General features: G+C 71.8%; 21 protein-coding genes. 11 read left to right on the top strand and 10 right to left on the bottom strand.

The genetic code is table 11. The features are described 5' to 3' along the window. The first annotated feature begins 197 nt into the window (after positions 1-197). Complete coding sequence (gene traA / locus WME97_RS21250) at positions 198-1,505, top strand: outer membrane exchange protein TraA family protein (protein WP_437554383.1); 1,308 nt, start codon at positions 198-200, stop codon at positions 1,503-1,505. Positions 1,506-1,560: 55 nt separating this feature from the next. On the opposite strand, the gene WME97_RS21245 is transcribed toward traA, so the two are convergent. After that, complete coding sequence (locus WME97_RS21245) at positions 1,561-2,049, bottom strand: type II toxin-antitoxin system RatA family toxin (protein WP_437554381.1); 489 nt, start codon at positions 2,047-2,049, stop codon at positions 1,561-1,563. 49 nt (positions 2,050-2,098) lie between these two features. On the opposite strand from WME97_RS21245, the gene WME97_RS21240 reads away from it, so the two are divergent. The 5 genes from WME97_RS21240 to WME97_RS21220 all read left to right on the top strand — a co-directional run bounded on the left by WME97_RS21240 (position 2,099) and on the right by WME97_RS21220 (position 10,168). After that, on the top strand, positions 2,099-2,692 hold the full coding sequence (locus WME97_RS21240) for a Uma2 family endonuclease (protein WP_437554379.1): 594 nt from the start codon (positions 2,099-2,101) through the stop codon (positions 2,690-2,692). A gap of 473 nt (positions 2,693-3,165) precedes the next feature. After that, positions 3,166-4,491, top strand: coding sequence for a serine hydrolase domain-containing protein (locus tag WME97_RS21235; RefSeq protein WP_437554377.1), 1,326 nt, complete (start codon positions 3,166-3,168; stop codon positions 4,489-4,491). A 227-nt stretch (positions 4,492-4,718) separates the two neighbouring features. After that, positions 4,719-6,146, top strand: a complete 1,428-nt coding sequence (locus WME97_RS21230; RefSeq protein ID WP_437554375.1) for a serine hydrolase domain-containing protein — start codon at positions 4,719-4,721, stop codon at positions 6,144-6,146. Positions 6,147-6,332: 186 nt separating this feature from the next. Next, complete coding sequence (locus WME97_RS21225; protein WP_437554374.1) at positions 6,333-7,844, top strand: metallophosphoesterase; 1,512 nt, start codon at positions 6,333-6,335, stop codon at positions 7,842-7,844. Positions 7,845-8,083: 239 nt separating this feature from the next. Then, a complete protein-coding gene (locus WME97_RS21220; RefSeq protein WP_437554372.1) occupies positions 8,084-10,168 on the top strand; it encodes a hypothetical protein in 2,085 nt (694 codons plus the stop codon). Positions 10,169-10,231: 63 nt separating this feature from the next. On the opposite strand, the gene WME97_RS21215 is transcribed toward WME97_RS21220, so the two are convergent. Beyond that, positions 10,232-10,621, bottom strand: a complete 390-nt coding sequence (locus tag WME97_RS21215) for a response regulator (protein WP_437554370.1) — start codon at positions 10,619-10,621, stop codon at positions 10,232-10,234. Further along, the gene (locus WME97_RS21210; RefSeq protein ID WP_437554368.1) at positions 10,618-13,497 is read right to left on the bottom strand and encodes an ATP-binding protein; all 2,880 of its coding nucleotides are present in this window, start codon (positions 13,495-13,497) and stop codon (positions 10,618-10,620) included. The genes WME97_RS21215 and WME97_RS21210 overlap by 4 nt, the downstream gene beginning before the upstream one ends. Before the next feature lie 134 nt (positions 13,498-13,631). On the opposite strand from WME97_RS21210, the gene WME97_RS21205 reads away from it, so the two are divergent. Genes WME97_RS21205 through WME97_RS21195 form a run of 3 tightly spaced genes read left to right on the top strand, consistent with a single transcriptional unit; the run spans position 13,632 to position 16,578 of the window. Then, positions 13,632-13,754, top strand: coding sequence for a hypothetical protein (locus WME97_RS21205; protein WP_437554366.1), 123 nt, complete (start codon positions 13,632-13,634; stop codon positions 13,752-13,754). Further along, a complete protein-coding gene (locus WME97_RS21200; protein WP_437554364.1) occupies positions 13,751-14,737 on the top strand; it encodes a hypothetical protein in 987 nt (328 codons plus the stop codon). The genes WME97_RS21205 and WME97_RS21200 overlap by 4 nt, the downstream gene beginning before the upstream one ends. Beyond that, positions 14,734-16,578, top strand: coding sequence for an ArnT family glycosyltransferase (locus tag WME97_RS21195; protein ID WP_437554362.1), 1,845 nt, complete (start codon positions 14,734-14,736; stop codon positions 16,576-16,578). The genes WME97_RS21200 and WME97_RS21195 overlap by 4 nt, the downstream gene beginning before the upstream one ends. Before the next feature lie 6 nt (positions 16,579-16,584). On the opposite strand, the gene WME97_RS21190 is transcribed toward WME97_RS21195, so the two are convergent. The 4 genes from WME97_RS21190 to WME97_RS21175 all read right to left on the bottom strand — a co-directional run bounded on the left by WME97_RS21190 (position 16,585) and on the right by WME97_RS21175 (position 20,097). Then, positions 16,585-18,066: a hypothetical protein gene (locus WME97_RS21190; RefSeq protein ID WP_437554360.1), complete on the bottom strand. Its 1,482-nt coding sequence runs from the start codon at positions 18,064-18,066 to the stop codon at positions 16,585-16,587. Between the two features lie 64 nt (positions 18,067-18,130). Then, entirely contained in the window at positions 18,131-18,346 is a 216-nt protein-coding gene (locus tag WME97_RS21185) for a hypothetical protein (protein ID WP_272099673.1), read from the bottom strand. A 118-nt stretch (positions 18,347-18,464) separates the two neighbouring features. Next, entirely contained in the window at positions 18,465-19,481 is a 1,017-nt protein-coding gene (locus WME97_RS21180) for a tetratricopeptide repeat protein (protein ID WP_437554358.1), read from the bottom strand. Positions 19,482-19,644: 163 nt separating this feature from the next. Further along, the gene (locus WME97_RS21175; protein ID WP_437554356.1) at positions 19,645-20,097 is read right to left on the bottom strand and encodes a hypothetical protein; all 453 of its coding nucleotides are present in this window, start codon (positions 20,095-20,097) and stop codon (positions 19,645-19,647) included. Positions 20,098-20,279: 182 nt separating this feature from the next. On the opposite strand from WME97_RS21175, the gene WME97_RS21170 reads away from it, so the two are divergent. After that, a complete protein-coding gene (locus WME97_RS21170) occupies positions 20,280-20,612 on the top strand; it encodes a hypothetical protein (RefSeq protein ID WP_437554354.1) in 333 nt (110 codons plus the stop codon). A 124-nt stretch (positions 20,613-20,736) separates the two neighbouring features. Here the strand turns inward: WME97_RS21170 and moeB are convergent, their stop codons facing one another. Then, the gene (moeB, locus tag WME97_RS21165; RefSeq protein ID WP_437554352.1) at positions 20,737-21,900 is read right to left on the bottom strand and encodes a molybdopterin-synthase adenylyltransferase MoeB; all 1,164 of its coding nucleotides are present in this window, start codon (positions 21,898-21,900) and stop codon (positions 20,737-20,739) included. 198 nt (positions 21,901-22,098) lie between these two features. Beyond that, on the bottom strand, positions 22,099-23,649 hold the full coding sequence (locus WME97_RS21160) for a hypothetical protein (RefSeq protein WP_437554351.1): 1,551 nt from the start codon (positions 23,647-23,649) through the stop codon (positions 22,099-22,101). Positions 23,650-23,746: 97 nt separating this feature from the next. Between WME97_RS21160 and WME97_RS21155 the strand changes: the two genes are divergently transcribed. Next, on the top strand, positions 23,747-24,460 hold the full coding sequence (locus WME97_RS21155) for a cob(I)yrinic acid a,c-diamide adenosyltransferase (RefSeq protein ID WP_437554349.1): 714 nt from the start codon (positions 23,747-23,749) through the stop codon (positions 24,458-24,460). A gap of 21 nt (positions 24,461-24,481) precedes the next feature. On the opposite strand, the gene WME97_RS21150 is transcribed toward WME97_RS21155, so the two are convergent. Further along, complete coding sequence (locus tag WME97_RS21150; protein ID WP_437554347.1) at positions 24,482-25,279, bottom strand: CDP-alcohol phosphatidyltransferase family protein; 798 nt, start codon at positions 25,277-25,279, stop codon at positions 24,482-24,484. Between the last annotated feature and the right edge of the window lie 176 nt (positions 25,280-25,455).

Genomic DNA, 25,455 nt, shown 5'->3' with positions numbered 1-25,455 from the left:
GCCGGGCGCGGCGCGCGCGCCGGCGAGTGGAACGGCGAGGGCGGACACTCCGCTGCTCGCCGTCGGGATCTTGCCCGCAAAGGGGATTTCCGGGCTCCGCGTTACGAGCGCGGGATGACGTGACGTGACGTGCCGTGCGCCGCGGGTCGCATGCGAGCGGCCGCGTAGTTGCGCGGTTTTCCTTGCCAGGAGCAACCATGTTCCACCGACGTCCCAAGCTGACGATCTCTTTCGTGCTCGCCCTCTCCACGGCGCTGGGAGCACCGGTCTCCGCGAACGCCGAGCCAGTGATCATCGAAGGCGGTCCTGTGGCTCCGCTCCCCGCCGAGGGAGGAACGGGCCTGTGCGGCGCGCAAAGATTATCGTCCGAGCCAGATGTCGACTTCTGGGTTTCAACGGGCGACAGCGCGGACTTCATCGAGAAGATGAGCACGTTCTTCGACGCGGGGCAGGAAGAACTCGTGAGCTCCGTGGTGCGCACACCGCTCGATCTCTCGAACAAGTACGACGCCGGGAGCGGGGCGAGCTTCGGCGATTTTCTGGACGCTGTCTCCGACTGCCCGGCAGGAGGGTGCGACTTCGTCGCGAACGAGCCCGACGTGGCGTTCGGCATGCGCCTGCGCGGGTACCTGGCCGTGCCGTCCGACTACGTCGAGCAGCCTGTCCACTTTGGCATTTACGCCGACGACGCCGTGGCCCTCGTGATCTACGACTCGGCGCAGGCCGCCTATCCGGTGCTGGTGCAGCCACCCGCGCTCGGCGCGCCCAGCTGGCGAATGACGAATACCGTCACGTTCGCCGAGGAGGGCCTGTACCCCGTCGAGATCCTCTATGCCGCGATCGTCGAGCATTCAGAGCTCGAGGTGTCGCTCCTGGTAGGCGAGTTCCAGGATTTTCAGCTCAATGCCGGCCAGGTCGGCAGCCCGAACCTCGCCGGGTCCGGCTTCACGATCCTCGAGCCTGCGGCGTTCCATCGGAGCGTGGCGGGCGACGCCTCCGCGTCGGACGAGGACGCCTGTGCGCAGTGCGGCCGCGAGTTCGTCGGCCAGAGCGGAAACAACGGCTGCGAGCCGGGCTCCTACTGCAACGACGCCGCGCTGTGTGCGCCGTGCGTCGTCGACGCCTTCTGCGGGCCTTCCTGCAGCCCGTGCAGCGCGGCGGCGCCGCGCTGTGCCCTCGTGGAGGGGACGCCGGCGTGCGTCGCGTGCGTGAGCGATGCGGACTGCGATGACGGCGAGGCCTGCGACCTCGAGGCGCACGCCTGCGCGGTGCCGCCCGGCCCCGACGCGGGCGCCGGCGGGACCGGCGGGGGTGGGGATGGCGGTGGCGGCGCGGATGCGGGCAGCGGCGGCGCGGCGTCCGGGCCAGACGCGGAGGACGACGGCGGCTGCGGGTGCCGGGTCGGCGGCGAGGGGCGGCAGGGCGGCGGGCTCGCCTTCGCGCTCGCGGGGCTCGGGCTCGCGCTCGCGGGCGCTCGTCGCCGGACGCGCGCGGCCTCGCGGTGAGCGGCTCCACGGAGCGCGGCTCGCGCTGAGCTCCTGCGGCGCGGCCTGCAGCCCGTCAGACGGCTGCCGGGCCGCGCCTCGGCAGCCGCTGAAGGATGTCCGTCGTCTCGGCGCTCTGCTTGAGCCCGGCGAGGCGCTGCTCGATGTCGCGCTTCAGCACGGCCGCCATCACCGGCTCCAGCACCGGGGCGAGGGCCTGCGGGCGCGCGGTGAAGTTGTAGCGGAAGGTGACGCGGGTCCGCCGCGGCGACAGCGCCTTGAAGAGCCATGCGCCCGAGAACTGGCGGAAGATCCGCGGTCCATCGACCATCGTGATGGCCACCTGCTCCGGCGGGTTCAGGGTGATGTAACGGGCCTCCATGGACAGCCCGTTCTTCGCCCGCACCCACACCCGCACGCCGATGGCGGGCTCGGTCGCGCCGTCGCTGTAGCGCATCTCGCGGAGAAACGGATCCCACTCGAGCCGGAGATCGTAGTCCTGGGACAGCGCGAAGAGCTCGTCGGAGGCGGCGTCGATCTCGGCGGTGCTCTGGATCGTGGGCATGGCGCCGAGGATAGGGTCGTGACGCGCTGGCGTGGCATACTGCCGGACCATGAACGAGCCGGCGCGCAAGATCGTCTCGACATACGCCGAGTATCTCGAGCAGGAGCGGGCGAGCCCGACGAAGCACGAGTTCCTGAACGGCGAGATCTTCGCGATGGCCGGCGGGACGCCGGAGCACGCGCGCCTGTGCGCGAACGTGATCGCGGAGCTCCGGGCGCAGCTCCGCGGGCGGCCCTGCGCGGTCTACTCCGCCGATCTGCGCGTCCGCGTGCAGGCGACCGGGCTCGCCACGTACCCTGACGTCAGCGTCGTCTGCGGGAGGCTCGAGCGCGATCTCGCGGACAACGACGCAGTGCTCAACCCGATCGTCCTGGTCGAGGTCCTCTCCGAGAGCTCGGAGGCCTACGACCGTGGGCAGAAGTTCGCGCACTACCGGCGGATCCCCTCGCTCCGGGAGTACGTGCTCGTAACGCGGCACGAGCAGCGCATCGAGGTGTTTCACCGCAACGAGGACGACTCGTGGACGCTCCGGGAGGCCCGCGCTGGAGAGGGCGTGCACCTCGAGGCGATCGGGTGCGCTCTGTCGGTCGACGAGGTTTACCGAGACCCGTTCGCCCAGGTCGCGACGAAGGCAGAGGGGTGACTCCAGTATTCGTGATGAGTCTCGCTACATCGGCTGGATGAGCGGCTTGAGCGAGTTATTGCTCGACACCCTCACCCCCGAGGGGGCTCGCGCGTCGTCGCCGTAAGCGGCGCGCAGCCTGCCGCGCCGCGCAGCCTGCCGCGCCGCCGAAGTCCTTGTGCTGCGGCGAGGTCGATGGGGAACCTGCCGTGGTGATGCGCCATGGCGCGGAGGGCGTTCCAACGTCCATCACCCGCTATCGACGGCATCCTGAAGAGAAATTTCGTCTCCGGACGTGAACGAACCTCACGAGGCCGGGAACAGAGCTCCGAAATCGAGCGGCGCTCTTCGAGCAACGTGGCGATGCCCGGGGGCGTGAGCCGCCGGTCCGCGACGGTGATTCGACGGCGCCGGCACACGACCAGGAGCCGATCATGAACTTTCCACACCATCGCTTCGCTTCCCCGAGAACACCGGTCGCCCGCGCAGCAGCCATGCGCCTGCGAAGCGTGCTCTCGAGGGTGCTCGTCTCGGCGCTGCTCGGGTCTTCAGCCCTGCTCGCGGGCTGCTCCGACGGCAGCGGGGCGCCGGCGACGCCGGACGCCGCGAGCGGCGCGGGCGGCAGTGGCGCCGGCGGTGCGGGTGGAGACGAGAGCGGCGGTGGCGGCGAAGACGCCGGCAGCGGTGGAGACGGAGGCGGAGGAAACCCGTCAGGTGAGTGCACCGGCGATCCCTCCCTCCACGCCAACACGGATCCCGACGACGTCGTGCAGCAGGGCGCGGACCGCCTGGTGCGCGACGACAAGTTCCCCGCCGTCCTGGTCGCGGTCCGTGATCGCGAAGGGCAGACTCGTCACTACACCGCCGGTGTCGGCGACCTGGAGACCGGTGCGAGCGTGCCTGTCGACGGGCAGGTGCGCATCGGGAGCAACAGCAAACCCTTCACCGCGGTGGTCGTCCTGCAGCTCGTCGGCGAGGGCAAGGTCGACCTCGACGCGCCGATCGAGACGTACCTGCCGGATCTCGTCCGCGGCGATGGCATCGACGGCCGCGAGATCACGGTGCGGCAGCTGCTGCAGCACACGAGCGGCCTGCCCGATTACGTCGGGCTGGCCCTGGGCGACGACGTCTTCGAGGTCCTGCACACCTACTTCCAGCCCCGCGCCCTGCTCGACCTGGCGCTGACGCAGCCGGGGAAGACCCCTGGCGCCGAATGGGCGTACAGCAACACCAACTACATCGTCGCCGGCTTGATCGTCGAGAAGGTCACCGGCCGCCCTCTGGCGGAGGAGATCTCGCGCCGGGTCATCGATCGCATCGGGCTGCGCAACACGTATATCCCCGACGTCGGCGAGCAGGGCATCCGGGGGTGCCACCCGAAGGGCTATCACGCGGCGCTCGGTGAGCCGCTGCGCGACGTCACCGAGCTCGACCCGTCCCAGGCGGGCGCCGCCGGAAACATCGTCTCCACGCCGAGCGACGTGAACCGCTTCTTCTCGGCCCTGCTCGGCGGCGAGCTCCTCGACGCGGCGCAGCTCGAGGAGATGCGCGCGACCGTCGACGCTTCCAGCATGTGGCCCGGCTACCGGTACGGGCTCGGCCTGAGCAGCAGCCCGCTGCGCTGCGGCGGCGTCCTCTGGGGTCACGGCGGCGACATCTTCGGCTACGAGACCAGCGGCGGCGTCACCGAGGACGGCCGCGCCGTCACCGTCGCCGTCACGGCGCTGCCCTCGGCCGTGCCGAGCGTCCACACCCGCGAGGAGGCCTACGCCGCGTACGCCAACGTCCTCGCGCTCGCCGACGCCGCGCTGTGCGAGTGAGCCCCGGGCGCGCCCCCGCGCCGGTGGTCACGACCGCCGCGTCGGCACGATCCAGAGAATGAGTTCTTGCGACAGACTCGCAGGAGGCATGAACGAACCTCACGAGTCCGGGAACAGCGTTACGAAAAAGAGCGGCGCTGTCCGATGAACGCGGCGATGCCCGGCGGCGCAAGCCGCCGGCTCGCGGCGGTGAACCGAGGGCGCCCGCACGCGACCAGGAGCCGATCATGAGATCTCTGCACCGTCATTTCACTTCTCCGAGAACCCGGGCTGCCAGCGCAGCAGAGGTGAGCTTGCGAAACGTCTTCTCGATGGTCCTCGTCTCGGCGCTGCTCGGGTCCTCGGCCCTGCTCGCGGGCTGCTCCGACGCCGGTGGGACGCCGGAGAACACGGGCGGCGGTGCCGGTGTGGGTGGAGACGCCGGCAGCGGGGGCCAAGACGCCGGCAGCGGCGGCGAGGATTCCGGCAGCGGCGGCGAGGATTCCGGCAGCGGCGGCGAGGACGCCGGCAGCGGCGGCCAGGACGCCGGCAGCGGCGGCGGAGGTGATCCGTCGGGCGAGTGCACCGATGGTTCCACGAGCGGCGCCAACACCGATCCCGACGATCCGGTGCAGCAAGGCGCCGATCATCTGGTGGGCGACCTCAAGTTCCCCGCCGTCCTGGTCGCCGTCGGAGATCGCGACGGGCAGACCCGTCACTACACCTCAGGTGTCGGCGATCTGGAGACCGAGGCGAAGGTGCCTGTCGACGGGCAACTGCGCATCGGCAGCAGCAGCAAGACCTTCACCGCCGTGGTCGTCCTGCAGCTCGTCGGCGAGGGCGATGTCGACCTCGACGCGCCGATCGAGACCTACCTGCCGGACCTCGTGCGCGGCGACGGCATCGACGGCCGCGAGATCACCGTGCGGCAGCTGCTGCAGCACACGAGCGGGCTGCCCGACTACGACGATGTGCTCCTGGCCGAGGGCGTCTTCAAGCTCCAGCACACCTACCTCGATCCCCACGCGCTGCTCGACATGGGGCTCGCGCAGCCGGGGAAGACGCCCGGCAGCGAATGGGCGTACAGCAACACCAACTACGTTCTTGCCGGCATGATCATCGAGAAGGTCACCGGCCGCCCTCTGAACGAGGAGATCACGCGCCGGATCATCGAGCGCATCGGGCTGCGCAACACCTACCTCCCGGGCGTCGGCGAGCAGGGCATCCGCGGGTGCCATCCAAAGGGCTACCACACGGACGTGCCCGGCGAGCCGCTGCAAGATATCACCGAGCTCGACCCGGGATGGGGATGGGCCGCCGGCCAGGTGATCGCGACCCCGAGCGATCTCAACCGCTTCTACACCGCCCTCTTCGGCGGCGATCTCCTCGAGCCCGCGCAGCTCGAGGAGCTCCGCACCACGGTCGACGCCCCCGCCATGTGGCCCGGCGCCCGGTACGGGCTCGGCGTGATCAGCACCCCGCTGAGCTGCGGCGGCCTCGTCTGGGGCCACGGCGGCGACATCCCGGGCTACCACACCCGCGGCGGCGTCACCGAGGGCGGCCGCGTCGTCACCGTGGCGATCACCGTTCTCCCGTACTTCGTGTTCGGCGAAGAGGGCGCCGAGCAGGCGTACATGGACGTCCTCGACCTCGTCGATACCGCCCTCTGCGAGTGACCGCCCGGGGGCGCTCGCGCACGCCGAGCGGCCGCGAGCCGGCGGGCGAGTCGCTGCCGGCTGAGCCATCCGCTCGACCGGCGCTCGCCCGCCTGCGAACCGTCACGGCACGCGGCTTGCGACGCGCGTGGGGTGGGGGACGCGGCCGCCTCTCATGGCGGGATCGCTCGACCCTGGAGCAGGGCAATGCTGGATGTCGCAGCCAGGGATATCTTCGTCATCAGCGATCTGCACATCGGCGACGGCGGCGCGCGCGACAACTTCGAGGCAGGCAAGAAGACGTCGCAGCTGCGTGCATTCCTCGACCACGTGGGCAGCGAAGGAGGCGAGCTCTTCATCCTCGGCGACCTCTTCGAGCTCTGGCAGATGAACCTCAGCCTCCTGTTCGTGAAGCGGCGAGCGCTCCTCGACCAGCTCGCCGCGCTGAGGCTCGTCTACGTACCCGGCAACCATGACGTCGATCTCGTGCACTTCATCGACACGGACCTCCTCAAGCACCCCTTCTTCGCGTGCATGCGCGCGCCGTTCACCCGAGCGCTCGGCGGCAAGCGGTTCCGCTTCTGCCATGGGCACGAGACCGATCCGTTCAACGCCGGGGACGAGCCTGGCTTCGGCCGCATGTTCTCCATCCTGGCCGGCGTCGCCGAGGACGAGAACGGCTCTCCTCTCCTCAAGGGCGGCGAGAGCGTGGAGGACGTCCTCGAGCAGTTCGGCGACTCGATACTGACGATCTGGAAACGCACCCTGGCGACGATGAGCCAGCGCGCGACCGAGGGGGACCCGTCCCCCCCCGGGGCATTGACGCCGGCGCAGAACCCGGACCGGCTCGGCGAGCACGTGGTCGGGGTCCGCGCGGAGCTCGACACGGGCGCCTACGACGTGGCTGTCCTCGGGCACACCCACAAGGCAGGCGCTATCGGTGACTGGTATTTCAACAGCGGTTCATGGGCCGGGCCTCTCAACTCGTTCCTTCGCATCTCTCCGGACGGACATGTCCGCTATCTGGAGTGGAAAGACGGTCGCGCCGTCGAGCGCGGGATGCCCCTCGTGCTCCCGGACGCGAAGCCCGATCGCGCACGTCCGGCGACGAAGAGCCCGGTCGCCGCGGCCCTCTCCGCCGCGAGGACGATCTTCCCGAAGCCGACGCGCCCGGAGCGCTCCCGGTGGATCCTCATCGCGCAAGGCGCCCTCGCGCTCTCGGTGGGCGCCGGCGCGCTGACGATCTCCGTCGGTCAGGGTTCCTCCGCGGGGTGGCGCCTGCTCGTCCTGGCCTTCGCTGCCTACGCGCTCGTCGATGGCGCCCTGTCGCTCGTCGGCGCGTTGCGGGAGCCGCCCATCCGACGCCTCCTCTCCCGCGTGCGCGGCGTGGCGAGCCTCCTTCTGGGCCTCGTCGTGCTTCGTCGCGGTTACGTGGTCGAGATGTTCGTGGTCCTCGTGGGGTTCTTTGCGTTCATCTCCGGCGCGCTGCGCGTCGCGGCGTCGATCGTGCTCAAGGGAATGGTGGAGTCGAGGTGGCTCTTCGTCGTGGGCGCTGGCTCGACGCTCGCCGGCCTCGTCCTGCTGCTCTTGCCCGCGTCGGCGGTGCCTCTCAAGTTCGTGCTGGCCGGCTATCTCTGTTACTACGGGGCAGGGGAGCTCCTGGCAGGCGTCTTCGGGCAGCGGCTGCCCAGGGCGGCGGGCGTCCGTCCCTCCTCATGAGGCCGCTCCCGGGCCGCCGGACAACGCTCCTTCCTGCCCGCGCGTAGAAACACCCCCTCTCCGGGCGTCCTTGATCTACGCTCCTGCGCGTCTGGCAGTCCGGCGGCCGATCGCGCGGGGAGGCGTTCTCGCGGCGCGACCAGGGTGCCGGGCGCTCTCGCGGCGCGCCTCCTCGCTCTCGCTGGCCTCCCGGCCGCCCCGCGCGCATCGCAGGTCAAGGGCCCCTCGGAGCTCCAGCCATGAAGATCTCCCTTCCGATCCCGCCGTCCCGCCGCGCCCCGCTCGCCGCCCTCGCCGGGCTCGCCGCCCTCGCCGCGGGCGCCGCCTGCTCGGCTCCGCACCCGCCTCTGCCGCCCGAGCCGCCGCCGGTCGCGCCCCCTGCGCCCACGCCCACCCAGGCCGCGCCCCAGGCCCCGCGCTTCGATCAGATCCCCCGGATCGAGCTCAACCGCATCGCCGTGGAGCTCGATCTCCCGCTGTTCTGGATCGCCGATCGCAACGGCTCGGGCGCCGTCGACCCCGACGAGGTCTCCGCCCTCTGGCGCCACACCCCGGCGCCGGCCTGGGTCGCCTCAGGGACCTTCACCCCGGCGTTCACGTCGGCGTATGCCGCGATGACCAAGGTCAAGGCCGAGGGCCACCTGCGCGCTGGCCTCGACGAGGCCGAGGTGCGCCGCCGCGATGCCGTCCTCGCGGAGCTCGCGGCCGGCCGCCCCTCGCTCCTCCGGTCCGACTTCCGCGGCGCGCCGGCCGAGGATCGCGCCATCGTCGGCCACCTGCTCAAGGTGGCCGAGCTCATCGAGCAGATCCACGCGAAGCAGCTCGGCTCCGCCGGCATGGCCGACAAGATCCCGGCCGACGACCCCGCCAGCCGGGCGTTGTTCTGGCGCAACCAGGGGCCCTGGTGTCAGCAACCCAGGACGCGCGACGATCCGAGCTGCAGCGCGCTGCCGAGCAGGCCGCCCCGCGTCACGGGCGTCTATCCGGCGCGCCTCCAGCAGGACAAGAAGTTCTGCGCCGCGCTCGAGGCGCGCCCGGATCAGAAGGCGCTCCTCTCTCCCTTCACCGTGGTGGTCGAGGAGCGCGGCGCCCTCAAGGCCGTGCCTTACAGCGAGGCCTACAAGCCCGAGATGGAGGCGGTGAGCCGGGAGCTCAAGGCGGCGGCCGAGGCGATCCAGAGCCCGAGCGAGGCCGCCTTCAAGGCCTACCTGCTCGCGGCGTCGCAGGCGTTCCTCGACAACCGCTGGGAGGCCGCGGACGAGCCCTGGGCGAAGATGAACGCCGAGAACTCGGCGTGGTACCTGCGCGTGGGGCCGGACGAGACCTACTGGGAGCCGTGCAGCCGCAAGGCGGGCTTCCACGTGAGCTTCGCGCGGATCAACCAGGAGTCGCTGACCTGGCAGAAGAAGCTCGATCCGGTGAAGTCCGACATGGAGACGGCCTTCGCGGGCCTCGCGGGCGCGCCGTACAGGGCGCGCAAGGTCGCTTTCCACCTGCCCGACTTCATCGACGTCCTCCTGAACGCCGGCGAGTCGCGCGCCGCGACCGGCGGGACGTCAGGGCAGAGCCTGCCGAACTGGGGGCCTGTCGCGACCGAAGGCCGCGGCCGCACCGTGGTCATGGTGAACCTCCTGCAGGACGACGACAGCCGCGCCGCGCTCCGGGAGGCCGCCGCGTCGCTCCTCTGCAAGACCACGATGGAGAGCGTCTCCCTCGAGCGCCCCGTGGCCGCGCTCGGGACGGTGCTGCACGAGGCGGCCCACAACCTGGGCCCGGCGCAGGGCTACAAGGTGCAGGGCAAGACCGACGACGAGCTCTTCGGCGGGCCGCTCGCCGTGATGCTCGAGGAGCTCAAGGCCCAGACCGGCGCGCTCTTCTTCACCGGCTGGCTCGCGCAGAAGGGCGTCCTCGACCCGGCGCTCGCCCGCATGTCCGAGGTGAGGGACGTGATCTGGGCGCTCGGGCAGGCGGGGCAGGGCATGTACACAGCGGGCGGCGAGGCGCGTCCTTACGGCCAGCTCGCCGCGATCCAGCTCGGCAGCCTGCTCGACGCAGGAGCGATCGGCTTCTACCGCGGCGAGACCGCGGCGAACGGCGCGGACAAGGGGTGCTTCTCGATCCAGTCGGACAAGATGCCCGCCGCGGCGGAGGCGCTCGCGAGGACGGTGCTCGGGATCAAGGCGCGCGGCGACAAGGCCGGCGCGCTGCGCCTCCGCGAGACGTACGTCGAGAAGGCCGGCGCCTGGAAGGCGCTCCGCGGCGTGATCGAGGAGCGCATGCAGCGCATGCCGCTCGGCAGCGTCGTCTACGCGATCGAGCTGTAGCGGCTCGTCCCCCTGGGCTCCGCCCTGGCATCCATGCCGAGCCGCGCGCTGCCTGCCGCGCGCTCAGCGGACCGCAGCCCTGACCAGCCGAAGCAGATCGTCGAGATCGACGGGCTTGCGGACGATCCAGAGCGCTCCCTCCTTCATGCAGCGCGCGGCGGCCGTGTCGGAAGCGTGCGCCGTCACCACGATGACCGGCAGGTTCGGGTGGAGCCGCTTCAGGGCGGCCAGGGTCTCATCGCCGCCCATGCCTGGCATCCGCAGGTCGGTGATCACCAGATCGAACGGCTCGCCCTGGACCTGCTCGACCGCCGCTTCGCCGGTCGCTGCGGTGGCGACCTCGTACCCTTCGAAGGACAGGAACGTATCCAGCGTCTCTCGGATGTCTGGCTCATCGTCGATCACCAGGACCCGCGGCCTGTTGCCCTGGGGCTCGCTCAGCTGGTTGTTCACGGCGTGTCCCCGTCGCGGCCTTGCACGTGAGATGCGGGCAGCCACATGCGGATCGTCGTCCCCGCGCCGAGCTCGCTCTCGACGCGGATGTCGCCGCCGTTTTCCTGGATGAACCGATGCGTCAGCGAGAGCCCGAGGCCGGTCCCCTTTCCCGGCGGCTTGGTGGTGAAGAAGGGCTCGAAGAGGCGGTCCAGGTGTTCGGGGCGGATACCAGAGCCGGTGTCGTGCACCTCGATCTGCACGCCCTCGATGTCCCTGTGGCGGAGGGGGTGAGCCTCGACCTCGACGGTGCCGCCGCGCGGGGTCGCGTCGATCGCATTGCCGATCACGTTGAGCAAGGCGGAGTCCAGCTGCGCCGGATTCACGAGCACGGTGGGCAGCGGCGCCGCGGTGGAGCTGTTCACCTTGAGGTGGACGGCGCGCCCGCGCGCCCGCGGCGTGGAGAGCTCGTACGCGCGGCGGAGCGCGGTGCCCATGTCGCACGTCTCCCGGCCGATCGTCTTGCCGCGCGAGTAATCGAGCAGCGCTCGCGTGAGGTCGGAGCAGCGGTGGGCCTGCTGCTCGATGGTGCGCAGGACCTTGAGCAGCAGGCGCTCATCGGGCATCCCATGGCCGTCGCGCTGCCGCTTGAGGACGAGCTGGGCGTTCATCAGGATGATGGCGACCGGGTTGTTCAGCTCGTGCGACAGCCCGGCGACCAGGGTCCCGATCGCCGCCATCTTGCCGGCCTGGACGAGCTCTTCCTGCGTCTCCGAGAGCCTCTTCAGGGCCGTCGCGAGCTCGATGTTCTTCGCCTCGAGCTCCTGGTAGGCGCGGTGCAGGCGCTCGGCCGCGCGGACCCGCGCCTTGAGCTCCAGCGGATCGAACGGCTTGACCAGGTAGTCATCGGCGCCGACCTCCAGCCCCCCCACCGTTTCGGCGCGGCTCGCCTTGGCCGTCAGGAGGATGATCGGGATAGAGCGGAGGTCGGGCTCCCGCTTGAGCCGCCGGACCAGCTCGAAGCCGTCCATTTCCGGCATCATCACGTCCGATACGATGACGTCGGGCCGGCTCGCCTTGACCGCTTCGAGCGCCTCGCGGCCGTTGGTCGCCAGCGCGATCTCGTACTCGGCCAGCAAGATGTCCTCGATGTAGGACCGCATGTCCGGGTTGTCTTCCACCACGAGCAGGCGCGGCGCGGGCTCGGTCCGCCGCACCCCGGCGCCGCTCGCGCCCGCGGCGCGCAGCTCGGGCTGGGCGAAATCGCCCGCGCCGGCGCGCGTTCCATTCGCGCTCGTCCGCACCGGCGATCCGAGGGGCGGCGGCGCGATCCGAGGGGCCGCAGCGCGCGGCAGCCGCACGAAGAAGTGAGAGCCAACGCCGGGCTCGCTCTCCACGCCGAGGGTGCCGCCCATCAGCTCCGTGAGCTCTTTGACCAGCGACAGCCCGATCCCGGTCCCTTCGTGCTTGCGCGTCATCGACGCGTCGATCTGCTGAAATCTCTGGAACAAGAGGTGCATCTTGTCCGACGGGATGCCCGGACCGGTGTCCTCGACGCAGAGCTCGACTACGCCGTCGCGCGGCCTCAACCTGACCGTGACCCGACCGCCCGGCGGGGTGAACTTGAGCGCGTTGCCCAGCAGGTTGAGCGCGATCTTCTCGAATTTGCGCCGATCGAGGGGGACCTTGCCCAGCGCGGGGCCGACCTCTAGCGCGAGCTGCAGGCGGCCCCGCTCCGCCGCTGGCCGAGCTTCTTCAACCATGTCGGCGACGAGCGTCGTCACGTCGACCGCCTCCCAGTCGAGCAGCATCTTGCCGGCCTCGATCTTCTGGTAGTCGAGCACGTCGTCGACAAGCCGGTGCAGCCGCCGCCCGCTGCGCTGAATGCGCTCCAGGTGCGTCCGCACCTTCGGCGACAGCGGCTCGTCCGGGCTCGACAGCAGCGACTCGAGCGGCCCGAGGATCAGCGACAGCGGCGTTCGCAGCTCGTGGCTCATCATCGTGAGGAACTCTCCCTTGGCGCTGGCAGCGGCGTCCGCGGCCTCCTTGGCCTTGTGCAGGTCGAGCTCCATCTCCTTGCGCTCGGTGATGTCGGCGTAGATCCCGAGCAGCCCCGTCACCTGGCCGCTCTCGTCGCGGATGGGCACCTTGCTGGTGAGCAGGACCCGCCGCTGGCCGTCAGGGCGGAGCAGGGGCTCCTCGATGTCGAGCATCGGGACGCCCCGCTCCATGACCTCGCGGTCGATCTTCACGAAAGCGGCCGCGTCCTCCCCCGTGCCCCAGACGTCGAAATCGGTCTTGCCCACCAGGTTCTCCAGGACCCTTGTGTGGGTGTCGTTGAGGAAGTTCTGGTTTCCTCCGAGAAACCGACCGTGGCGATCTTTCCAGAAGATCGCGTGCGGGACATTGGCGATGACGTATTTCAGCACCGCTTGTTGCTGGTCGAGCGCGTCCAGCGCCCGCTGTCGTGCGGTGATATCGATGCACGTGGCGAGGGCGCCAGTGACCTTGCCGGCCGGGTCCCGCAGCGGGATGTAGCGAGCCTCCAACCAGCCTTCCGGCATCTGCCCGACGGTCGTCACCGCTCGTCCCTCGAGGGCATGGCGCGCGTTCTCGGTGACGCACGGGTAGGCGGCGAACACCTGGAACACGGAGCGGCCCACGCGCTCGCAAGGCTTCAGTCCCAGGGCTTCGAGCCCGCGCCCCTCGAAGAGGGTGATGATCCCGCGCTCGTCGAAGGAGAAGAGCGCGAGCGGCGCATGGGTGAGCACCGTGCGCAGCCGCGCCTGGACATCCGCCGGCGTCGGGGCTCGGGAGTTCGGTCCACGGGCGGCGCGCGGTGGGGGGGAGGGGTCGAGATGGCCGACCTCGGCGGGCTGGCGGGAACGGTACGACATGGTTTTGTGGGGCAATCAACATAAGGCCGGCGCCAGGGACGTTGAAGCTCCACACCGCCAGAAAACCGGCCGCGGGGCAGGCGCCATCCGTCGCGTTTCCTCCATGATTTCCATCGTGTAGGGCTACCGACGGGATGGATCTCATCCGCCGCGCCGCGCTCGCACCGTCGTGCTACAGGCCCGAGCCGGTGATCGCCGTCTCCGCGCTGCTCTTGCCGGCGGCACGCGCCGATCGGATCGCCCGGAGGACGGCGTGACCTCGGCGCAGCTCCATGAGACGGCCTCGCCCGCGGGCGAGGCGGCGAGCGCGCGCGGCCGGCGCCGCGCCCTCGGCCTGCTCGCCCTCCTCGGCCTGCCGGCGCTCGGCCTCGGGGAGCTCGTGGCGCACGTGTACTTCGGCGAGAGCGCTCCGGATTTCGACGCCTGGCGCGAGGTGGGGGCGCCCCTCGCGGCGATGAAGCAGCCGGGGGACCTCGTGGTCGTCGCGCCTGGATGGGCCGATCCAGCCGCGCGCCGCGCGCTCGGGGACGAGCTGATGCCATTGCGCGACGCCGCCCGGCCCGACGAGAGCCGCTACGCGGCCGCGGTCGAGATCAGCGTCCTCGGCCAGCGCGCCGAGGAGCTCGCGGGCTTCCGCGAGGAGGCGCGGCAGGAGCGCGGCCCCTTCGTGCTCCGGCGCCTCGTGAACCCGTCGCCCGCGCGCGTCGCCTACGACTTCGTCGACAACGTCGCGCCGGCGTCGGCCGACGTGCGCGTCACGGATCCTCCGGCCGCGTGCCGCTGGAACCCGCGCGCGCGGATCGCCGCCGGCGGGCTCGGCGGGAACCCGACGTTCCCCGCCGAGCGCTTCGAGTGTCCCGGCGGCCCGTTCTTCAACGTGGGCGTCACGGTGATCGCGGACGAGGAGTTCCGCCCTCGCCGGTGCATCTGGTCGCACCCGCCGAGGGACGGCGAGATCGTCACGCGCTTCCGCGGCGTCCCGCTCGGCTCGGTGATCCGAGGGCACGCGGGCATGTACTGGATCATCGAGCGGGAGCGGCGGGGCGCGCCGGTCACGCTGTCCGTGCGCGTGAACGGCGAGACCGTGGGCGAGGCGACGCACGCCGACGGCGACGGGTGGGCAGCGTTCGAGTTCCCGCTCGCCGCCCACGCGGGCGCGGCCGGGGCCGAGGTGGAGTTCGCCGTGAGATCCGCCGACTACACGCACCGCCACTACTGCTTCGAGGCGGACACCCGATGAAGCGCTCGGCGCCCCTCGCGCCCGCCGACGGCCTGATCGCGCTCGCGTTCGCGGCGGCGTACGTCGCCCTGCTGCTCGCGACCGCGGGCGATCTCGGCTACGCGCGCGACGAGGGCTTCTACTTCTTCGCCGCGGACCGCTACGGCGCGTGGTTCCAGGCGCTCCTCGAGGCGCCGCGCGCGGCGCTCGATCCGCGGAGCGTCGACGCCGCCTGGTCGGTGAACCACGAGCACCCCGGCCTCATCAAGTCGCTCTTCGCGCTCTCCAACCTCGTCCTGCACAAGCGGCTCGGGCTCTTCGCCATGGAGGGCACGAGCTACAGGTTCCCCGCGATGGTCCTGTCGGGCGTGGGGGTGGCGCTCGTGTACCTCTGGGGCACACAGGCGCGCGATCGGCTCGCCGGCGCGTCCGCGGCCGTGCTCTTCGCGATGCTGCCGCGGTACTTCTACCAGGCGCACCTCGCGTGCTTCGACGCGCCGATCGTGACCGTCTGGGCGCTGTGCGCCTACGCCTACTGGCGCTCGCTGCGGGACGGCGGGGCGCTGTGGCCCGTGCTCACCGGCGTCGCCTTCGGCCTCGCGCTCGACACGAAGCACAACTCCTGGTTCTTGCCGATCGTCTGCGTCTCGCACGCTGTCGGCATGGAGCTCAGGGACCGGATCGTCGCGCGCGCGATCGCGGCGAGGGCGGCGCCCGCGGCCGTCGCCGCGGCGTCGCCTGCGCGGCCCGGAGGCGTCCGGCGACCTCTGGCCGCGCTCGCCGCGATGGCGACGATCGGCCCTCTCGTCTTCTACGCGCTCTGGCCGTGGATCTGGCGCGACACGCTCCCGCGCCTCCGCGAGTACGCGTCGTTTCACCTGAACCACGAGTACTACAACATGGAGTTCCTCGGCCGGAACTACTGGACGCCTCCGATGCCGAGGACCTACGCGCCCGTGATGACGGCGGCGACGGTGCCCGTCGTGACGCTGGTCCTCTTCGTCGCCGGGCTCTGCGCGGCAGCGCGCGAGCGCCTCCTCTATCCGCTCGCGTGCGCGGCGGCGCGGCTCGCCCCGGGAGGCGGGCGGCTCGCGCTCGCCGCGGAGCGGGCGCTCGCCGCGCGGCTGCGTCCGCCCGCGGACGACCCTGGCGGCACGGCGCTCCTCTGGTTCCTCGCCATCGCCGCGGTGTACGGCGCCTGGCTCTCCCCGAGCACGCCGATCTTCGGCGGCACGAAGCACTGGATGACGGCCTACCCGTTCATCGCCCTGTTCGCCGGCTCCGCGTTCTCCGGCGCCGTGCGGCGCGCGCGCGCCGGTCTACGCGCGCTGCTGCTTTCCCGGCGCGCGCGCGGATCCCGCGCGCGGGCCGGCGCGAACACCGCGCGCGCGGCCGCGCTCCCTCGCGGCCCGCTGGTCCCGGCGCTGCTCGGGGCGGCGGTGGTCGCGGCGCCCATCGCCGAGACGCTGCACGCGCACCCGTGGGCGCTCTCGAGCTACACGCCGCTGGTCGGCGGCGCGCCCGGCGCGGCGAACCTCGGGCTGAACCGCACGTTCTGGGGGTACACCACGGGCGCGGTCGTCGCGTACCTCAACGAGCACGTCCCGCCCCGAGGGACTGTGTACATCCACGACACCGCTGGCCCGGCGTGGGAGATGTTGCTGCGCGACGGGCGCCTGCGAGAGGACATCCGCGGCGTGGGGGCGGTCGCGGGCGCGGACTTCGCCCTCTACCACCACGAGAAGCACATGCTGGGGCAGGCGTACCAGGCGTGGGTCGCGTTCGGGACCACGAGCCCGGATCACATCGCCGGACCCGATGGCGTCCCGGTGATCCTGGTCTACCGCAACCGCGCCCGCTGAGCGCGATCAGCGCTTCTTCGCCGCCGCCTTCTTGGCGGGCGCCTTCGCCGCCTTCTTGGCGGGCGCCTTCGCCGCCTTCTTGGCGGGCGCCTTCGCCGCCTTCTTCACGGAGGCCGGCGCCGCGGCCTTCCCGGTCGCCGCCTTCTCTGCCGGCGCGCTCGCCTTCTTGGTCGCGGCCGCCGGCTTCTTCGCCGGCTCCTTCTTCGCGCCTCGGACCGCCACGGCCCTGGGCTTGCTCGCCGCGGGCTGCTCCGTCGCCGGCTCGGCCGGCTTGCGGGGCTTCTCACGCGGAGCGGCCTTCTTGGAGGGCGCCTCCTCGAGGTCCTCGTCCTCCTCTTCGTCGAGGTCCTCGTCCTCCTCCTCGTCGAGGTCCTCGTCCTCGTCCTCCTGGTCGAGGTCCTCGTCCTCCTCTTCGTCGAGGTCCTCGTCCTCCCCTTCGTCGAGGTCTTCGTCCTCCTCGTCGAGGTCCTCGCCCTCGTCCTCCTCGTCGAGGTCTTCGTCCGCCACCACCGCCACCGGAGCAGGCTCGCGGCGTCGTGACGGCGGCGCGTCGTTGCGCAGGGGAGCGGCGGCCGGCTTCCGGGCAACGTCGAGCTCGTCGAGCGGGTCGCCGAGCACCACCGCGATCTCACGCTTGAAGTCGGTCATGTGGCTGTCGACCTCGAGCGCATCCTGCTCGGACAGCGGCGTGAGCTTGAGCTTGAGGACCCGATCGCCCGCGAGCTCCCACGACGCGGCACAGCCGCCCTCGCGCAGCATCCTCGAGGCGATGGAGTCGATCCGCTGGCGCAGACCGCCGCGCGCCCCGGCCTCGATCTTGCGCTGCAGCTCGAAGCGGCGCTCCATCATCGGGAGCGTCACCACCTTCGCCTCGACGAGATCGGAGAGCTCGTCGGCCACCGCCTCCTCGATCTCGAGCCGCGCGTCGGGGTCGCTGCTCTCGAGCGAGAATATCGCCTCGCGGAGCTCGGGATCGTAGCCCGTCAGCTTGCCGCCGGCGCTCTGGGCCGCGCGCGTCAGCGACTCGTGCAGCACCTGCGCCGGCGCGCGCTTGCCGACCGTCGAGGCGACGTACCCGAGCGTGTCCAGGCGCACGTGCACAGGGCCGTCGTCCTCGAGGCCGAGCTCGGGCCGCGGCCCGAGCAGCGCGTCGCGCATCACGCGGAAGACATCCCGCTTGATCACGTTGTCCTCGGTGAAGATGTCCTCGACGTGCTCGGACTCCATCAACGTGCTCGTGAGGCTCGCCACGAGCTCCTCGACCTGGTCGTCGATCTCGTCGGTGCCGAACGTCGTGGTGGGCTCTCCGTCGACGAGGGCCCACGGCTCGAGCCGAGGCGTGATGGCCGCGATGTCCGCAGCCATCTTGTCCTCCAGCTCGCGCGCGAGCGCCGTCGCGCCGCCCCTGGCCACGAGGATGTGCCCGTGCGCCTTCAACGCGTCAACGATGCTCGTGGAAAGTCGGCGGGAGAGATTGCGCTCGTTCACGAGGCGCGCAGCTTACACGGTTTGCGCGGCCTGGCGATATTTGAAGACCGCGGATCGGCCGTACTCAGGGGTCGTTCTCGATCACCTTGATCAGCACGCCGCCGATGCGCTCCGGGATGACCGCGCGCGCTGCGTCGGCTCCTCCGGACCGGATGCTGACGCGGACGATGAAGCCGACCCCGTCCTCCCGCTCGACCCCGATGCCGACACACCACGGCTCGCCGCTGATCTTGGCCTTGAGCTCGTCCTTGGCCCGCCGGGCCGATCCCACGTCGCTCATCTCGTTCACCTCTCCTGAATGGGAGCGCGGTCTGGCAACCTCTCGCGCTCACTCGCTGGTTCCGACCGCCAAGACCTGCCACGTCGCGGGCGCGTCGGCGACGCCCGCGGCGCCCGCCTCAGAGGTGCCTGCGCGCGATCTCGGCCCACGTGCCGGTCGGCTCGATCTCGAGGTACCTGCGCCAGCACGGGCGCGCCTTCGTCGGATCGCCGATCTGCTCGTAGGCCATCGCGAGGTTGTAATAGGCGTCCGCGAAGCGCGGATCGCTCGCGATCGCGCCCTGAAAATAGCGGATGGCGTCGGCCGCCTGGCCGCGCTCGAGCATCACGTAGCCGAGGTTGTACTGCGCCTCCGGCTGGGCCGCGTCGAGATCGAGCGCCTTCATGTAGAGCGCCTCCGCCTGCTCCTCGGCGTTGCGCCGGAAGCAGATGTTGCCGAGGTTCGTGTAGGCGATGGCCAGCCACGGGTCGATCTCGAGCGCGCGACGGTAGAGCGCCTCGGCCTCGTCCATCGTCGCCGGATCCTCATCGAGCTGGCTGGCCTGCATGTAGAGCTCGTAGGCCGTGCGCGCGCGCTCCCGACCCACCTTCGGGCGGAGCACCCGCACGACGTCGTCGCGCAGCTCCTTCACCTCGAAGTCGAGCACCATCTGCCCCGTGAGCGGCTCGAACGCGCCCGACGCGCCCCGGACCACGACCGCCTTGCCGTCGAAGGCGACGCGGAGCTCGGCGAGGGGGCGCGTCACCTTGGGGAGCGCGGTCCGGATGTTGTCGATCGCCCGCGCGACGTCGCGCAGGCGCACCTTGCGGGCGATCAGGTCGCGCGCGGCGCGCAGCGCGATCAGGTCCGAGAAGGTGTACGCGCGCCGCCCCCGCCGCCGGCCGCTCGGCGCCGCGATGCCGGCGCGATCGAGCGAGCGCAGTCGCCCGGGCGAGATGCCGAGCAGCCGCGCGACCTCGGTGCCGGTGAACATGTCGGTGACCGGCTCGCGGGCGCCCGGCGCAGGGAGCGGCGCCTCCGTCGCGCCCGCCTGCGGCGCGGGCGGGGGCTGCGACACCCGCCCCCCACCAGGGCCGAACACGACGTGGATCACCTTGTCGGAATTTCCGGAGGCGGAACGGTCCTTGTTGCTCATCGCAGCGTCACCGGCTCCGCGCCGACGATCGGCGGAGGCAGAGCGCGTCGTGGGGAGCGTACCCCGCCTCGCGCCGGAGTGCTCCCGTTCTCCACGTGGACACGCGCGTCAAGGGGGCGCGGCCCGCGGTCGCGGTCTCGTCGGGAAGGTCCTTGCATCGCCATCACGCGCGCGCCGTCCTGTCCGTCGTTATCAGCACGCGCGCCGTGACGTCCACGGTCAGCGCGAACGAGACCGCCGCGGCGCGCGGCGCGAAGCCGCAGCGGATCTCGGCCTGCATCGGCCCGAGCGGGCCCCCCGCGCGCGCGGCGGCTTCTCGGTGCGCCACGCGCAGCGCCCGCAGCCTGAGGTGAGGGTCGAGCGCGAGCGCCCGATCGAGCAGCGCCGCCAGCGGCGCGTCCGGCGGCAGCGCGACGTGCACGCTGGTCGACCCGTAGTAGACGAGCGCGCCCCCCTCGTCGCGGGTGCTGCCCTCGCTCAGCACGTCGGCGCTGTCGAACAGCGCGTGGAGGGGCCCCGTCGAGCAGGTCACGAGCTCGATGTGCCTCCGCTGGAGGAGCGGTGGACGCTGGACCTTCGCCAGACCGGGACCGGGTAGACGCTCGCTGCGCGACATGGCGATCGCGATCGTGGCACCGCTGCGCGCTGCGTCCCAAAAGCGCGCGGAGATTCGCACAAAGTTGCTGCGGCACCTGATTTCGTGCGGGACGTCGGGGCCGCGCGGCCGCGACGAATTTGGCCACGCGCGGCGCGCCTTGCCACGATGCGTGCCGCGCCGAAGGGCGCGAAGGAGCGAGCATGGACTACACCGGCACGGAGCGCCGCAAGCACCGGGTCTTCATCACCCGCAACACGGAGTATCACGTCCGCGACGACATCTGCGTCGCGGTCCGCGATCGGGCCGCGCGCAAGTTCAGGCCAGCCCACCTCGCGCTGCACCTGAAGCTCCAGGGCGCGGTTCGGATCAACCCGAACGGCGTCGTGATCCCGGAGCCGCAGAACGCGCGCGTCGGCAGCCCCATCTATTTCACCCAGATGGATCACGACGGGATGGAGCGGCAGATCGTGACGAGCCGCGTGGAGGCGATCGAGCGGCCCGAGAAGGCCACGGTGCTCCAGTACCCCTCGTGACACAGCGGAGCGCCCGGCCGCGCGGCGCGGGCGCTCGTCGTCGTGGACGTGGTCCTGGTCGTCGTCGTGCGCGCCCCGCCGCGCGGGCGCTCGTCGTCGAGCGCGCCGCGCGTGGCGTGTCCGCTCAGCCGAGCGTGCAGAAGCCTTCGTAGTCGATGTAGCTCGTGATGGTCGGCGACTCGCCGCAGACGGGGCAGTTCTTGTCGCGGCGCAGCTTGAGCTCGCCGAACTTCATCCGCAGCGAGTCGTAGGTGAGGAGCCGGCCGATGAGGGGCGCCCCCTTGCCGAGGATCAGCTTCACCGCCTCGGTCGCCTGGATCATGCCGATCGTCCCCGGCAGGATCCCGAGCACGCCCGCTTCCTGGCAGCTCGGCGCGAGGTGGGCGGGCGGCGGCTCGGGGTAGAGGCACCGGTAGCAGGGGCCGACGCCCGGCATGAACGTCGTCACCTGGCCCTCGAAGCGGAAGATCGAGCCGTGCACGACCGGCTTCTTCTTGAAGACCGAGGCGTCGTTCACGAGGTAGCGCGTCGGGAAATTGTCGCACCCGTCGACGATGATGTCGAACTGGTCGAAGATGCGGTCGACGTTGCCGCTGTCGACGCGCTCCTGGAACTTCACGACCTTCACGTCGGGGTTCAGGTCGCGGATCGCGATCTCGGCGCTGTCGACCTTGGGCTTGCCCACGCGCGAGGTCGCGTGGAGGATCTGCCGCTGGAGGTTCGAGTTGTCGACGACGTCGGCGTCGACGAGGCCGAGCGTCCCCACGCCGGCGGCGGCCAGGTAGAGGGCCGCCGGGCTGCCGAGGCCGCCGGCGCCCAGCAGGAGCACCTTGGAGGCGAGCAGCTTGGCCTGCCCCGCCTCGCCGACCTCGGGCAGGAGCAGGTGCCGGGAGTACCGATCCCGCTGCGCGTCCGTGAGGTTGGGCGGCATCTCGACCGGGTAGGCCATGTCCTTCCAGCGGGAGAAGCCCGGGTTGGCGCTCTCCACGTTGGTGTAGCCGAGCTCCTGGAGCGTCTTCGCGGCGAGCGCCGAGCGCGTGCCGCCGGCGCAATAGGCCACGATGTGGGCCGACTTGTCCGGCAGCTTCTGCTCGACTTGGATCTCCAGAAAGCCTCGCGGGATCGAGATCGCGCCCGGGATGAAGCCGGCGCGGTACTCCTCCTTCTCACGCACATCCAGGAGCACCATCGGGACCTTGTCGTCGAGGCGGCGCTTGAGCTCAGTCAGCGAGAGCTCGCGGATGGACTTGCGGACGTCGGAGATGAGGTCGCTATAGGTCGTAGGCATCGTGGCTCCTCAGGGATGGAGAGACTTAGGTGCCCGGCGCTACGAGTCAACGACGGACGGCCGGCGGTCGAGAATTGTGGCCACGCGGGCAGAGCGAGCGCCGCGCCGGCAGACGCGAAGCGCGTCGGATCGGTCTGCCGGCGCGGCGCAGCCAGCCGCTCGGCGGCGGCCGGAGGGCTCGGCTCGGCCAGGGCGGCGCTAGCGGCTGCGGGGCAAGAGATCGGGCCGCGATCGGAGCGAGGCGAGGGGCTCCTCCTTCTGCATGCCCCCCTCGCACTGGATGCGCGCGACGCGGCCTGCGGGCGGCACGTCGATGATCGTCGCCGGCTCGTTCTCCGACTTGCAGAGCGCGAGCACCCTGGTGCCCGGGGCGAGGCGCCCGCTGCGGAGCTGCTTGCGCGGCAGCTTGATCTCGGCGTCGTCGGCGAGCCGCCGGACGGTGATGTCGGCTCCCTGGACGTCGCTCACCACGCCGAGCTCGAGCGTCGGCTGCTTCTCGCGGAGCGGGCCCCACACGCGCTCGCCCTTCAGCTGGTCGTTCGGCGGCAGCCAGTCGACGGTCGGCTCCTGGGCGAGGCGCGGCAGCGGCACCCACCCGATCGCGACGTCGAACGCCGCCGTGACCACGGCCGTGCCGGGGTCGACCTCGGTCACCAGCGCGCGATCCTTGGTCTGGCCGATGACCCACACGGGCGTCGAGGGCAGGAGGCTGCGCGTCGGCTCGCCGTCGCTGTCCGACGCCGGCGAGACCGCGACGGTGCCGTGAGACCAGCGCTTTTCCGGCTTCTTCATGGGCTTCATCCGGACCGTCCGCGCCTCGACCCACGCCGCGAGGGCGGCGCGCTTCCGCGCGAGCAGCTCGGGCAGCGCGCCGCTCCCTGGCAGCTCGGCCGCGTCGGGCGCGAGCGCCTCCCAGCGCAGGAGCGCGATGGTGGCGTCGAGCTGTTCGAGCGTGGCTGCCGCGTCCTGGGTGCCGAGCGCCCTGCCGGCGAGCTCGGCCAGCCGTGGCGCCGCGGCCGCGCGGACCCGCCCGAGGATCGCGCGCCCCTGCTCCTCGGAGGTGTCTCCCCGCTTCACGGCGGCGTCGAGCTTCTCGACCACGCTCGCCCAGCGTCCGGCCGAGACGTCCGCCTCGACCTGGCCATACAGGACCTCGGCGATGGTGGCGTCGAGCTCCGCGGTGAGCCGGTCCGTGGCGGCGTCGCCGAGGACCGCCCTCGTCGGCGGGGCCGCGAGGAACGCGCGCGCCTCCGCGAGCTTGCCGGCGATGGTCGCCTCGTCGACCTTCCTGCTCGCGCACGCCGCGGCCTGCGACGCCACGAGCCGCCGGACCTCGTGGGTGAACGCCTCGCTCTTCAGCTCGTCGATCCGCGCCGACAGCTTGTGGAACGCGGCCTCGCACTCCTTCTTGTCGAGCAGCTCGGCGGCGTCGTCGGCCCAGACCTTCGCCTCGCGCCTGTCGACCTTCTCGCGCAGCTCGCCGATCTGGTACCGGTGCGAGTCGACGCCGAGCCCGCTCGCCTTGTCGAGCAACACGCGGGCGTCTGCGTACCGCTTGTCGGACAGCGCGCGGCTCGCCTCGTCGACGCGGCGCTGGCTCTCCGCGATGCGCGCCATCTCCGCCGTGACGGCGGGCTTCGGCGCCGGTCGCGCGGCCGGCTCGGCGGCGCAGCCCGCGGCGACGGGGATCGCGGCGAGGACGAGGGCGATGGAGACGGGATGACGGAGCAGCGGCCCTGCTGAGCGCATAGGGACAGGACTCTTCCACTTCCCCCGGAGGATCGTCAACACCGCCTCCGGCGGCGTTTCTTGACCCTCGTGTGCTGACGTCTTACGTGAGCTCCCCGTGAGCGACGACGATACGCGCGGGACGGGCGACCACGAGCCGGACGGCGGGGAGAGCGGCGGCGCGCGCGTCTTCAAGGCGCCGAAGATCACGATCAACCGCGTCTACACGCGGCAGGGGGACGGCGGGCTGACCCGGCTCGTCGGCGGGCAGCTCGTCCCGAAGGACGACGCGCGGATCGAGACCTACGGCACCGTCGACGAGCTCAACTCGCTCGTCGGCGCCGCGCGGCAGACGTTGATCGAGCTGCTCCCCGGGGCGCCGAGCGAGGGCGCCCAGCGCCTCGCGGAGCTCGGGCGCACGCTGCTCCGCGTCCAGCACGAGCTCTTCAACCTCGGGTCGATCCTCGCGACGCTCCCGGAGGACGTCCACCCGAAGCAACCGCGCGTGACGCAGGCCGAGATCGATCTCCTCGAGGCCGAGATGGACCGCTGCCAGGCCGATCTGCCGCCGCTGCGCTCGTTCGTCCTCCCCGGCGGCTCGCGGCTCAACACGGACCTCCACGTGGCGCGGACGGTGTGCCGCCGGGCGGAGCGTTGCTGCGTGCGCCTCGCCCAGGCCGGCCACGCCGATCCGCACGCGGTCCGCTACCTGAACCGCCTGAGCGACGCGCTCTTCGTCTGGAGCCGCTGGGCGGCCGCGCTCCTCGGCACGCCGGAGCTCCTCTGGGAGCCCGACGCCTCGGCGAGCGGCGGCAAGGCGCCGCCCGCCTGAGCCGCGCCGCCCTTGCCGGCGTCACAGGGGCGCGCTCGTGGCCTTTCCGCCGCGGAGCAGGCGCGGGGGCTCTCCACCGGAGCGCGCTGTCGTCCTCGGCTCGCGCGGCGCCGCCGCGTCGGCCGCCGTGAGGGCGGCGCGCGTGCGCTGCACGAGCCGCAGGCCCGCGGCGAGGCCGACGCCTGCCACGAGGGCGAGGCAGGCGATCGTGATCGGGAAGGGGAGGGCGCCGGTCAGCCGCGTGGTCGGCACGGCCGGACCGAAGACGAGCGCCGCGACGAGGTAGGCGAGCCGCTCGTGCCGGCGCATCAGCCCGTCGGGCAGCGAGATCTGGTAGGCGTCGGCCTTGGCGCGCGCGTAGCTCACGAGCGACGAGGCGACCATCGCGACGAGCGGGATCGCGAGCGCCGCGGGGTGCCCTCGGTAGAAGACGGCGAGGCCGATGAGCGGCGCGGCGTCGGACAGGCGGTCGAGGCACGAGTCGAGCACCGCGCCGGCGCGCGACGCCTTGCCGCCTTCGCGCGCCACCATGCCGTCGAGCGCGTCGAGGACGGCGCCGGCGATGAGCAGCGCGGCGCCGGACCGGAAGCGGCCGGCCGCGAGCAGCGGCGCGCAGGCGAGCGACAGGCCGAGCGAGAGGTAGGTGAGCGCGTCCGGCGAGACGCCGAGGCGCGCGAGCGCGCGCGCGGGGGCGTGGAACGACCAGTAGAAGGCCTCGACCACCGGCCCGGGGAGCAGCGCGCTCCCAGGAGAGGCGCCGAGCCGCGGCATCGCGGGTCGGCCGCGGCGCGCGACGCGCACGGCGTAGGCGCCGAGCACGGCTGTGCAGATTAGGATCGCAAAGGCGCAGGGGAGGACGGCCACGCCGAGGGCGGTTGCAGGGTTCGATCCGGGGCCGCGGCGGCGACGCGGGCGCATCGCCGCGGGCGATCGGGCTGCGCCGCTGCGCGCGATGATCTCGCGCCGTCGGGGGCGGCCTGGCCGCGTCCCCGCGC

The sequence above is a fragment of the Sorangium sp. So ce367 genome (assembly GCF_051520455.1).
GTDB classification, from domain to species: domain Bacteria; phylum Myxococcota_A; class Polyangia; order Polyangiales; family Polyangiaceae; genus Sorangium; species Sorangium cellulosum_B.
Note: the sequence above shows the minus strand (reverse complement) of the source record. Positions and strands in the feature narration are given on the sequence as shown.

What these genes read in the sequence shown, in the direction of transcription:
- traA (WP_437554383.1), top strand. Translation starts at nt 198, where the DNA reads ATGTTCCACCGACGTCCCAAGCTGACGATCTCTTTCGTGCTCGCCCTC.
- WME97_RS21195 (WP_437554362.1), top strand. Translation starts at nt 14,734, where the DNA reads ATGAAGCGCTCGGCGCCCCTCGCGCCCGCCGACGGCCTGATCGCGCTC.
- WME97_RS21185 (WP_272099673.1), bottom strand. Translation starts at nt 18,346, where the DNA reads ATGAGCGACGTGGGATCGGCCCGGCGGGCCAAGGACGAGCTCAAGGCC.
- WME97_RS21240 (WP_437554379.1), top strand. Translation starts at nt 2,099, where the DNA reads ATGAACGAGCCGGCGCGCAAGATCGTCTCGACATACGCCGAGTATCTC.
- WME97_RS21160 (WP_437554351.1), bottom strand. Translation starts at nt 23,649, where the DNA reads ATGCGCTCAGCAGGGCCGCTGCTCCGTCATCCCGTCTCCATCGCCCTC.
- WME97_RS21230 (WP_437554375.1), top strand. Translation starts at nt 4,719, where the DNA reads ATGAGATCTCTGCACCGTCATTTCACTTCTCCGAGAACCCGGGCTGCC.
- WME97_RS21235 (WP_437554377.1), top strand. Translation starts at nt 3,166, where the DNA reads ATGCGCCTGCGAAGCGTGCTCTCGAGGGTGCTCGTCTCGGCGCTGCTC.
- WME97_RS21175 (WP_437554356.1), bottom strand. Translation starts at nt 20,097, where the DNA reads ATGTCGCGCAGCGAGCGTCTACCCGGTCCCGGTCTGGCGAAGGTCCAG.
- WME97_RS21210 (WP_437554368.1), bottom strand. Translation starts at nt 13,497, where the DNA reads ATGTCGTACCGTTCCCGCCAGCCCGCCGAGGTCGGCCATCTCGACCCC.
- WME97_RS21245 (WP_437554381.1), bottom strand. Translation starts at nt 2,049, where the DNA reads ATGCCCACGATCCAGAGCACCGCCGAGATCGACGCCGCCTCCGACGAG.
- WME97_RS21180 (WP_437554358.1), bottom strand. Translation starts at nt 19,481, where the DNA reads ATGAGCAACAAGGACCGTTCCGCCTCCGGAAATTCCGACAAGGTGATC.
- WME97_RS21205 (WP_437554366.1), top strand. Translation starts at nt 13,632, where the DNA reads ATGGATCTCATCCGCCGCGCCGCGCTCGCACCGTCGTGCTACAGGCCC.
- WME97_RS21220 (WP_437554372.1), top strand. Translation starts at nt 8,084, where the DNA reads ATGAAGATCTCCCTTCCGATCCCGCCGTCCCGCCGCGCCCCGCTCGCC.
- WME97_RS21225 (WP_437554374.1), top strand. Translation starts at nt 6,333, where the DNA reads ATGCTGGATGTCGCAGCCAGGGATATCTTCGTCATCAGCGATCTGCAC.
- WME97_RS21170 (WP_437554354.1), top strand. Translation starts at nt 20,280, where the DNA reads ATGGACTACACCGGCACGGAGCGCCGCAAGCACCGGGTCTTCATCACC.
- moeB (WP_437554352.1), bottom strand. Translation starts at nt 21,900, where the DNA reads ATGCCTACGACCTATAGCGACCTCATCTCCGACGTCCGCAAGTCCATC.